This is a genomic window from bacterium (genome assembly GCA_026398675.1).
Lineage (GTDB): Bacteria > RBG-13-66-14 > RBG-13-66-14 > RBG-13-66-14 > RBG-13-66-14 > RBG-13-66-14.
Genome location: JAPLSK010000079.1, coordinates 1 through 8,595 on the forward strand (window position 1 = coordinate 1; position 8,595 = coordinate 8,595).

Here is an 8,595-nt window from a genome sequence, read left to right on the forward strand (position 1 = left end):
GATTTTAATCCCCGCCGCGTTCACCCCTCACCCCAGCCCTCCCCCCCACGGGGGGAGGGGGCTACGGCAGCCCTCACCCCCATCCCCGTCGGCGCGCCGCTGCCTGAATGTAGGGCGGGGATTCCCATCCCCGCCGCGTTCACCCCTCCCCCCAGCCCTCCCCCCAAAGGGGGGAGGGGGCTATGGCAGCCCTCACCCCCATCCCCGTCGGCGCGCCGCTGCCTAAACGTAGGGCGGGGATTCCATCCCCGCCGCGTTCACCCCTCACCCCAACCCTCTCCCTAAAAGGGAGAGGGGATAAAATGTAGGGCGGGGATTCCTATCCCCGCCGCTTTTTTCTAAGGTAGCCCTCACCCCTATCCCCTCTCCCACAGGGAGAGGGAGACAGCTTCACCCCTCACCCAGGCCTGTTCCTAAAGGTAGGGCGGGGATTTTAATCCCCGCCGCGTTCACCCCTCACCCCAGCCCTCCCCCCAAAGGGGGGAGGTGGCTATGGCAGCCCTCACCCCCATCCCCGTCGGCGCGCCGCTGCCTGAATGTAGGGCGGGGATTCCCATCCCCGCCGCGTTCACCCCACACCCCAGCCCTCCCCCCAAAGGGGGGAGGGGGCTATGGCAGCCCTCACCCCCATCCCCGTCGGCGCGCCTCTCCCACGGGGAGAGGGAGGCCGCTTCGCCCCTCGCGCCGGCCGTTCAGGCGTTGACCAGCCCCACGATCCACAGCGCCCAGAACGCCAGCAGCAGCCCGCCCCAGAAGAGCGCCTTCGGGCCGATGAACTTCACCTCGGGCGTCACGGCCCGGCGCAGGAAACCGAAGGCGCAGCCGATCCACCCCAGAAAGCCTATCACCACGGCCGCCGACCAGAGGCTCATCCCTCACCCCCCCGTTGCGCCGTCGCCACCGGCGGCGAAAATTTGCATAAGTTCCACGGCCGCCTTCGCGGAGACCCCGGTGAAATCGTCATCGGCGAAGAGCACCAGCAGCAGGTTTCCCGCCACGGTCCACCGCCGCGGGGGACCGTCCCCGCCTTCCCAGCGTTCCCCGGCCTCCCGGGCCTTCGGCTCGTCGTCGAAGGTCCAGAAGAGGAGGTCCACCCCCACCAGGTTGCAGCGCAGCGCCCGACCGCCGTTGGCGCCGTACTGGTTGGGGTCGGGGTTGGCGATGGGCGCCAGGGAGTAGCGGGAGTCCTTGAGCCGCTCCTCGACCCGATCCAGGTCGGCCTGCGAGTCCCACAGGTGGAGGGTGACGTCCGACGGAGCGGAACCGGTCTGGGATCCCCCTTGGGCGACCGGCGGTTCGTCCCTCATGCACCCGACGGCCAGGAGGGAGAGGATGATTGCGACAGCGGGAACCAACGGGACCGCGCGCCTGGGGAGACGACCGGCCGCGTGCGCGGTGGACCCTTCTCGCTCGTCAAGACTGGATGCGGGTCGGTTCATGCCGGGCGGATTTAAAAATCCTCCAGGCTGGGAACCAAAAGGATGGGGACGTTGGTCAGCCGCGACAGCTCCGTGATGACATCGTCCGGGGCGTTGTCGTCGGGTCCCAGCCCGAGGGTGATGATGTCGGCCTCCTCCTCGGTGGCGACCTGGGCGATGACCTGGGGTGCGCGACCGATGCGAAGGAGCGTGCGGACGTTTATCTTGGCCCCCTTGACGTCGTACAGGGATAGGGCCCAGTCCCCGTCCTGCCACCGGCTCTCGTCCTCTATGACGTGGAGGACCAGGAGTTCGGCGCCGAGGTGCTCGGCCACGTGGATGATGTAGGCGCCCTTGTGCCGCGCCGGGACGCTGCCCGAGGTGGTGGCCAGAATCCTCAAACGTCGGCCGCCTTTGCGACCGAAGATTCCAAGGATACCCTTTTTCAAAGACCCTCCCCCTGACGTTTTGGTGGAAAGGAACCGGAACCGACCACGAATACATTATAGCCCAGCCGGCCGCCTTTGGCAAACACGAACCCTTGACAGAGGTGGGGCTCCGGGTTAAGCTTTTTGCGTGGTAAAAGCTTGGCTCATCCGCTTCTGGTCCCTCGGCTCCCTCTTTCTGGCGGCTATCGGGGCTCTTCTGGGGCTCCTTCCCTTCACCACGGTCTGGGGCGTAGTCCTCCTGTCCGTCTCCCTCGTTTCCGGGGCCGTGCTTCTCGTCGTGGGGAGGGGCCGTTTCGGGGAAGCCTGGCCCAAGGCGGTCCGTTTTTTCAACTGGTGGACCGTGGCCCTCGCCGTCTTCGCTCTGGCGCTGACCCTGGTGCTCACCGGCGCCTTCGGTGGTTGCGAGCGCGAGGTCGAGAGCGCGGCCGAGGGGGCGCGGAGCCGTGAGATTGTGGGTGAGTGATGAGGAGGTCCGTGTGACGGGAGGGAATTTCACGACCCGGGCGCTGGGGACGGCCGCCCTCACCGCGGCGCTCCTGGGCCTCCCCGTGGCCGCGAACTACCTGGTGCTGCCCTTCTTCGAGGCGTACCTCGAACCCTGGTTCTGGCCCACCCTGGCCGCCGTCGTCACCCTCTTTACCTTCATCCGGCTTCTCATGCTCGCCCGGCGCGCCGGGGAGGCAAGGCCCTTCCGCACGGCGCTCCGGGGGATGATCTTCCTGGGACCGAACGACCACGCCGCGCGGTCGGTCCTGCCCGCCGTGGTCTGGCCGCTCTGGGCGGCGGCGATCCTGATGGGTTTCTGCGCCTGCGGGGCGCTTTCGGTCTGGCCCGGCGCCGCCTTGTCCCTCGGAGACGAGGCCCGCTCCCTGGTGGCCCAGCTCCGGTTCACCCTCCCCTTCGTCCTCTGGCCCGTAATCAGCCTGGCCCTGGGTGTCTCCGCGCTCGTGGTCGCGCTTCGGAAAAGGCGTCCCGTCGTTTTGTCCGTCGTCGCCGTGGCTCTATCAATCCTCTTCGTCGTCGGACACTACTTCCTGCGCTCCGTGGGAGCCCAAATCAACGCGAGTTCCGAGGAGATGCTCCAGGATGAAATGCAGCGGATGATAGAGGAGGCGGAGACGGATTGACGCAATCCATTGACAGCTAATCTATTCTACATTAAAATCTCTTGGGGATTATCGGATTAATCCGCATCCGGTGGCCCGCAGGGGGCGTTGCGGGGCGACTCGGGTTCACAGCAGAACCACTCGGGAACCGTGAAGAAGCTCAGCGTATTCATCGCCAAGGGCGGCACGGGCAAGACGACCACCGCGGTCAACCTGAGCGCCGGTCTGGCCGAGCGCGGCAAGCGGGTTGTCCTGGTGGACGCCGATCCGCAGGGCTGCGTCTCCTCCTACTTCAACATCGAGCCCACCGGGGGGTTGGCCGAGCTCATCCTCGGCGAGAAAATCAAGCTGGTGCGGCTGCGGAACAACTTCGTGGTGATGACCTCGGGCGGATCCCGCCTGTGGGACGTGACGGGCAAGCTGAGCCAGGCCCCCGAGCGCCACACCCAAGTCTCGCGGGCCTTCGCCCGGCTGCGCGATTGCGACTTCATCATCTTCGACTGTGCCCCGAGCCTCGACGTGCTGACCTACAACGTGCTCAACTACACCGGCAACGTGCTCGTCCCGGTTTCGATGGATTACCTCTCTGCCCTGGCGGCGGTGGAGACGGTCAACGCCATCCACCGGTTCGGGGAGACGAGTAACGGACGGGTCTTCGGCGTGCTCCCCACCTTTTACGACAAGCGCACCCGGATGTCCCGAATAATCCTGCGGATGATCAAGGATCATTTCGGCAAGCTGGTGACCGAGACCATCATCCGGACCAACACCCAGATAAACGAGGCCCCGAGCACCGGTTCCACCGTCTTCGAGCACGCCCCGTACTCCTACGGCGCCGCCGATTACCTGAACCTCGTGGACGAGATAGACTCCAGGCTCTAGGCGCGCCGGCCGGGTCGGGGGGTGACGGTCGAGCGGGCGTGGCGATAATCGGTGTGGAATCGGTGGGCGTGCACCCTCGACACGTGAAACCCCCGGGATGCACGGATTGCGAAACCGATGACCGAGCGGCAACCTCGCTCCCGGTGGAACTCCCGGGGTACGGAAATTGCTGTTCACATTGGGTCGAAAAGCTGGTAATCTTTCCCCTGTGCATCCGGGTCCCATGACAGCGGTAGATCGCTGGGCGGTCTGGAAGCCCTGTCTTTAACCCCCTGTTTTTCGGGCTCGATTCAGACCGGTCCGGACCCCGTTCCGCGGCGGCAGTACCGTACAGGACAGGCACGATGTACGGGACGGCCCGCACCGGCCTAGAACCTAAAGCTTCGGGAGGATAGATGGCCGCAGAAAAGGCCAAGAACGGTGAAGCGGTACTGGAGATGATCATCCTGAAGAAGCGGATGCACTGGTCTGAACGCGGCTTCAGCATTTTATTCTCCTGGGTGATGATCGTGCTGGTCGTTGTCGGAGGCTTTTTCACCTCGCGAATCATTGACCTGTTCGAGAGTCAAGGGGTCTATCTGGACTTATCCACGTGGGTGTTCTGGATTCTCGTGATCCCGTTCATAGCCAATATATACGTCACGCGTCTGTCCCAGCCTTTCTACGCCGTGACCGACACCCGGGTAGTCATGACGAAGTCGTACTCGAAGGATGTGGCCGTGGCTCTCCCCCTGAATGAAATCGTCCGGGCGGAGATAGTCTCGAAGCGCGGCGGTTCCGGTAACGTGAACATTTACACCAACGTGAACAGCGGCAACCGCCTGCTGATAACCAGTGAAGGGGAGTTCGGCGTCGCCTCGATGGCGAACGTGGCCAAGCCGGAGATCTTCGTCAACACGCTCAACGCCGCCAGGCGCAGCCTGAGCATGGGCGGCGAGTAGGGGTACCGTTCAGGCCCGGGGTTGTTCATGGGACAATTCGAGTGCCCATCCTGCGGTCGGTCCATCTCCTCGGACTCAACCATCTGTAAATACTGCGGCGAACCGGTGAAGTCGTCGCAGGCAGTCGAGTCCACCCTTTCCAACACCATCGCTTGTCCCGAGTGCGGCCATACGGTCAATGCCGGTTTGGATGTCTGCCCCCACTGCGGTTTCGAGCGGAAGGTCGCGAGGAAAAAGGCCCCCCCGAGGACGAAGCCGGAGAAGGCCCCGCCTCAGGTGATCGTCCCGCGGAAAAAGGCCGCCGTAGAGGCGCCTCCGGTCGCGGAGGCCACCCCGCTTTCCGTCGTCAAAGCCGCGCCTCCACCGGAGGTTCATGCCGCCGAGTATAAAATGAGCCCCCCAGCTAAATCGGAGCCGGCCACCCCGACCAGGGAGCTCCGCACCCGGACCCCCGAGCCGCCGACCAAAATAGACCAGGAGCGCATTGACGCCGCGAGGCGCGCCACGACGACCACCACCGATCTCCCCCCGCCTCCGGGTCTGGACGAGAACTATCTGCCGGAGCGCCCCGAGGGTCTAATCTCCAGCAAAATCCACGTCTTCCTCCGTGGTCTGCAGCTCGGCGTCAAGCCCACGGACTACCCCGCCCTCATCACCAACATCCGCTCCCACAAGGTCAAGCTCAACGATTTCATCTACGACGAGGCGCGGAAGGCCTGGCGGACCATCGCCGACATGTTCAACCTGCCCGAGATGGAGTGAGACAACGGTTCGAGTTGGCGGCGCCGGCATCCTGACCTTCACATCCCACCGGGCCCGGCCCGGTTTTTAAATGATGTAGCGTCCCCGGCGAAACGAGCGAAGCGAGCTATGCCCCTGGCAAACCGAGTAATGCCCCGGCAAAATAGAGCAGCACCCCCGGCGATACGAGCGTACCGAGCGAACCGAGCGTAGCGAGCTACGCCCCCGGCGTACCGAGCTACGCCCCCGGCGAACCGGGTAACGCCCCAGCGAAACTGGACGGATGCCGCCTGAAATGGCCTTTTACTTCTTTAAAACACCGAAGAGACTGGCGGTCTTCCTCCTCCTGACCGCCGCGGGACTGCTGGCGGCGGCGCACCTGGCCGTCGGCTGGCTCTGGCCCGCGGACGACGAGGCGCGGGAGATTCAGGAGAGCCTCGCGACCGCGGACGAGGGCCTTCGCTGGGAAACCGCCGGGCGCGACCTGGCGCTGAATCTGGTCCTGGACGGTGTCGAGGTGGGCGGGCTCCCCGCTCGGCGGTTGACCCTGGGGGCGGACAGGGTCGCCCTGGAGGGGGCGGCTCTCGGGGTGGACGAGCTGGCCTCGCTCGCCGATATGGCGCGCGCTTTGGGAAAAAGCGGCCTGTCGCTCGGGGGAACCCTGGACCTGGGCCGGGGGCTTTGTCTCATCGGTGTGTGGAACGGCGTCGTCGCGGACGATAGCCTCACACTGGCCGGGGACGCCGTCCTCGACCGCCGGGGGCGCGAGCTCGAGGTTTTCACGTCATTTCACCTCGCCCGTGGGGCAATTTGCCTCACCCTCGAGTCGGAGGGGAGCCTGGTCTTCGGACGGCTCGACTCCGGGGGCTTTTTCTTCTCCCCCCGCCTGGAGGCGGCCGAGCTGACCGAGCTCTGGGGTGATGATCCGATTCAAGCGGTCGGAACCGTTTGCGGCATGGGCTGGCCCGGAGAAAATCGCTGGCTCGTCTGGGGCTCCGGCTTCGGGCTGCGCCGGCGCGGGGCGCCCGAGGAGTTCTCCACCGGGCCCTTCTTCTTCGAGTACAACGGGGGGGACTGGACCGCCTGGCTGGCGGGCATGGGAACGGCCCGCGGAACGGACGGCGGCCTCGCCGAGCTCTCCCTCGCCGCCGACCTGGACGTCCGCCACCTGGCCCGGTCGGTGCTTCCCCTGGGCAGCACGGGGTCCGGCCGGGTTGGGTGCGAGGTCCTCTTCCACAGGCTGCAAGCGCCGCGGCTCTCCCTCACCGCCGAGGGTGTCGCCCTGGGCCTTCCCGACGGGACGCGACTGTCCCTCGAGGGCGCCTTGTCTCTGACGGACGGCGTCCCCCGGGCCGACTGCCGCTTCGACACGGGGGGCGGCTGGCTGGCTTACGGCGTCGAAAGTGACGGGCGCTCGACCCTGGCCGGGGAGGGCGTCGCGCTGGACGCCGCCTGGCGTGGCGGTCTCAAGCTGCGCGAGCTAGTCCCCCTACTGGGATTGCTGGACCTCGAACCGCTCATCGCCCCGCGGACCCTGAAGGTGGAGCTCCCCGACTGCCGCTGGGGTGACGCGCCGCTGGGAGACTTAAGCGGCGTCATCCTCCGGGAGCCCGGCACCTGGACCGCCAACCTGACCTTGGATACGGACGGCGGCCGGGCGCGGTGCGTCTGGCTTCTGGACCTTCTCGGCGGTCAGCGGATACGGGGGAGCTTTCGAAACCTGCCCCTCGCGCTCATCCGCGTCCTGGGGGCCGAAGAGGCCGGTCTGGAGCCCACCGGCGGGCGGATGGATGGAAATTTGGAGATGACCCTGCAAGGGGCCGAGCCGGATTCCCTCGCCCTGAACCTCACGGCGACCGGGGTGGAGGCGCCGCTGCCGCCATTTTTGGCCTCCCTGTGGCGCTGGGCGGACACCGGCGCCGACCCTCCCGCGCTCACCGGGGCCGGGCTCGAATTTTCCTGGAGCCTCCAGGGCGGCGAGCCCGGTGAAATGGCCCTCCGCTTGACTTCCCCCGACCTGCGTGTTATTTTAAGCCCCGGCAGCCGGGCGGCCTGGGCGGGTGCGTTGGACATCTCCGGGCGCCTCGAGGTGCCGCCGCGGGTGGCCCGGCGAATGTCGGAGAGAGGCGTTCTCATCTTCCGCACCCCGAGCGGCTGGGGCGCGGTGCCCTTCCACCTGGGCGGAACCTGGACCGATCCCCAGCCACGCCTCGATCTCGTGCAGTCCCGGCTCCTCGCCGCCTCCGAGCCTCCGCCCGGGACGGTGGGCTGGTAGAGCGGAGAGTTCCGAGAGCTACCCGTTTACGGATGACCGCGCTGGAGGGCCCATCCCATGCCGCTTGGGGATGATAAAGGCGGTCGAGCATCGTAGGTCCGGGATAGGAATCCACCCCATGCCCTTCGGGGACGAAAGCCGATTTTCCGCGCGACGATAACCCTCCCGGAGTCCACCCCATGCCTTTCGGGGACGAAAGCCCCGCCGCGCCGAGGAAGGCGAACCCGGCGCCCGTCCTGGCCGAGGCGATAGACATCGCCCGGGAGGCCGGGGCGCTCCTCTCCGACCTCTTCTCCAAGCCCCGCGAAGTGGGGTACAAGGGGAGGATAAACCTCGTCACCGACGCCGACCGCGCCGCCGAGGAGCTGATTCTGGGGCGCATCGGCCGGGCCTTTCCCGACCACGCGGTCATGGCCGAGGAGTCCTCCGGCGGCCGGCTTCCCCGACCCGATCCCATGCCCCGCCATCTCTGGCTGGTGGACCCCCTGGACGGCACGACCAACTACGCCCACGGGTTGCCCATCTACGCCGTTTCGATCGGCCTCTTGGTCGAGGGGGTACCGGCGCTCGGAGTGGTGTACGATCCCTCCCGCGACGAGCTCTTCCACGGCGGCGTCGGGCTGGGCGCCTACCTTAACGACCAGCCGGTCAGGGTCAGCGCCGAGGCCGACCTCGAGCGGTCCATCCTGGCCACCGGCTTCCCCTACGACCTGCGGGTTTCCGCGGACAACAACCTGGAACACTTCACCCGGTTCAGCTACGCCTCCCAGGCCATCCGGCGCC

At 66.6% G+C, this 8,595-nt stretch carries 10 protein-coding genes; 7 read left to right on the forward strand and 3 right to left on the reverse strand.

What is annotated here, in order from left to right; genetic code table 11:
• Window positions 1-692: 692 nt before the first annotated feature.
• From NTW26_01600 to NTW26_01610, 3 genes are all read right to left on the reverse strand, one after another.
• Window positions 693-872 (reverse strand): hypothetical protein, encoded by a 180-nt coding sequence (locus NTW26_01600; protein ID MCX7020967.1) that lies wholly within the window; start codon window positions 870-872, stop codon window positions 693-695.
• A gap of 3 nt (window positions 873-875) precedes the next feature.
• Window positions 876-1,355, reverse strand: a complete 480-nt coding sequence (locus tag NTW26_01605) for a hypothetical protein (GenBank protein MCX7020968.1) — start codon at window positions 1,353-1,355, stop codon at window positions 876-878.
• A 95-nt stretch (window positions 1,356-1,450) separates the two neighbouring features.
• Window positions 1,451-1,867 (reverse strand): universal stress protein, encoded by a 417-nt coding sequence (locus NTW26_01610; protein MCX7020969.1) that lies wholly within the window; start codon window positions 1,865-1,867, stop codon window positions 1,451-1,453.
• A 127-nt stretch (window positions 1,868-1,994) separates the two neighbouring features.
• Here NTW26_01610 and NTW26_01615 point away from each other — a divergent pair, with 127 nt between their 5' ends.
• The 7 genes from NTW26_01615 to NTW26_01645 form a co-directional block, all read left to right on the forward strand.
• The gene (locus NTW26_01615) at window positions 1,995-2,330 is read left to right on the forward strand and encodes a hypothetical protein (protein MCX7020970.1); all 336 of its coding nucleotides are present in this window, start codon (window positions 1,995-1,997) and stop codon (window positions 2,328-2,330) included.
• A 13-nt stretch (window positions 2,331-2,343) separates the two neighbouring features.
• The gene (locus NTW26_01620; protein ID MCX7020971.1) at window positions 2,344-2,994 is read left to right on the forward strand and encodes a hypothetical protein; all 651 of its coding nucleotides are present in this window, start codon (window positions 2,344-2,346) and stop codon (window positions 2,992-2,994) included.
• Window positions 2,995-3,123: 129 nt separating this feature from the next.
• The gene (locus NTW26_01625; protein MCX7020972.1) at window positions 3,124-3,855 is read left to right on the forward strand and encodes a ParA family protein; all 732 of its coding nucleotides are present in this window, start codon (window positions 3,124-3,126) and stop codon (window positions 3,853-3,855) included.
• A gap of 395 nt (window positions 3,856-4,250) precedes the next feature.
• Window positions 4,251-4,796, forward strand: a complete 546-nt coding sequence (locus NTW26_01630) for a hypothetical protein (protein MCX7020973.1) — start codon at window positions 4,251-4,253, stop codon at window positions 4,794-4,796.
• A 27-nt stretch (window positions 4,797-4,823) separates the two neighbouring features.
• Window positions 4,824-5,558, forward strand: a complete 735-nt coding sequence (locus NTW26_01635; GenBank protein ID MCX7020974.1) for a zinc ribbon domain-containing protein — start codon at window positions 4,824-4,826, stop codon at window positions 5,556-5,558.
• A gap of 274 nt (window positions 5,559-5,832) precedes the next feature.
• Window positions 5,833-7,812: a hypothetical protein gene (locus NTW26_01640; protein ID MCX7020975.1), complete on the forward strand. Its 1,980-nt coding sequence runs from the start codon at window positions 5,833-5,835 to the stop codon at window positions 7,810-7,812.
• Window positions 7,813-7,991: 179 nt separating this feature from the next.
• Window positions 7,992-8,595: inositol monophosphatase (locus tag NTW26_01645; GenBank protein ID MCX7020976.1), on the forward strand; the 604-nt coding region annotated here is incomplete at its 3' end.